The organism is Pseudomonas sp. NPDC086112 (assembly GCF_044746425.1).
Lineage (GTDB): Bacteria > Pseudomonadota > Gammaproteobacteria > Pseudomonadales > Pseudomonadaceae > Aquipseudomonas.
Genome location: NZ_JBIVCD010000072.1, coordinates 9250 through 9843, shown reverse-complemented (window position 1 = coordinate 9843; position 594 = coordinate 9250). Strand labels below are relative to the sequence as shown.

Here is a 594-nt window from a genome sequence, read left to right as displayed (position 1 = left end):
CATGACACCAAAGGTACGGGCGCGGCTGACTTCTTTTACGAACGAAGTGCTGGAATAATCCACGCTTGCTCTTTGTGTGCGGTCACGGAAAACCGGGTGATCGAAATCGATCTCGAAGCTCACTTTGAAACCTTCGAAAGGGACGAAAGTGGCGCGCTTGTCGCCGTCTTCCACTGTCACTTCCCGCAGGATCCGGATGAACTTCTTGGCGGCGTCCTGTTCTTCCAGGCCGGCCGATTGAATCAGGAATACGAAGGGTCCAGCGCTACCATCCATGATCGGGACTTCGGACGCGACGTAGGCGTTATCGATGCCCAGGCCAGCCATGGCCGAGAGCAGGTGCTCCACCGTGTCCACTTTGACGTCACCGCTAACAAGCGTGGTCGACATAGTGGTTTCGCCAACGTTTTCCGCGCGGGCAGGAATCTGCACCACAGGGTCGAGGTCAGCACGACAAAACACAATGCCGGTGTCGACGGGCGCTGGCTTGAGGGTCAGGTAGACCTTCTCCCCGGAGTGCAGGCCGACACCTGTGGCACGGATAATATTCTTCAGGGTGCGTTGTTTTATCATGGCATGGGCCGCTTCAGCGCA

At 57.2% G+C, this 594-nt stretch carries 1 protein-coding gene; it reads right to left on the bottom strand.

From position 1 onward, the window contains the following. Positions 1-573, bottom strand: a 573-nt coding sequence (lpxC, locus tag ACIPLA_RS27595) for a UDP-3-O-acyl-N-acetylglucosamine deacetylase (protein ID WP_401177578.1), incomplete at its 3' end; no start/stop codon positions are given. Positions 574-594 lie beyond the last annotated feature (21 nt).